This is a genomic window from Pseudomonas sp. 65/3-MNA-CIBAN-0223 (assembly GCF_040310425.1).
GTDB classification, from domain to species: Bacteria; Pseudomonadota; Gammaproteobacteria; order Pseudomonadales; family Pseudomonadaceae; genus Aquipseudomonas; species Aquipseudomonas gregormendelii.
In genome coordinates, this window is sequence record NZ_JBEOPV010000077.1 from 1 (window position 1) to 326 (window position 326).

Sequence of the window (326 nt, forward strand, 5' to 3'; positions counted from 1 at the left end):
ATCTCACACCGTCGCGCGCCCAGCCGCGCGACCCGTCCGAATTGACCGGCGACTACCGCACGGAGCGGGTCGTCCCGCCATCACCGCCGACGACCGCGGAGGGCAAGCCATGAACGGCGCCCAGGTCTCGGCATTTCAAGCCAACAGCGGCATCGCACCTTCAGCGATGGCGACCGTCCTGGTCGGCGTCGTGTTCGCGGTCCTGCTCGTCTGGGGCGTTTGGGCCATGCGAACGGCCTACGTGGGGTGGTCCGAGAGCCGCCTCAACCAACGCCAGTTCCTCGGCGTCTGCATCCGATTCGTCGCGATGTACCTCGTCCTGACTT

General features: G+C 67.2%; 2 protein-coding genes. Both read left to right on the forward strand.

The window, feature by feature from the left end; translation table 11 throughout:
• Positions 1-113 (forward strand): RAQPRD family integrative conjugative element protein (locus tag AAEZ09_RS27985; RefSeq protein WP_350601597.1); only part of this gene is annotated, 113 nt, incomplete at its 5' end.
• Positions 110-326, forward strand: a 217-nt coding sequence (locus AAEZ09_RS27990; protein WP_350601596.1) for a TIGR03758 family integrating conjugative element protein, incomplete at its 3' end; no start/stop codon positions are given. The genes AAEZ09_RS27985 and AAEZ09_RS27990, both read left to right, overlap by 4 nt.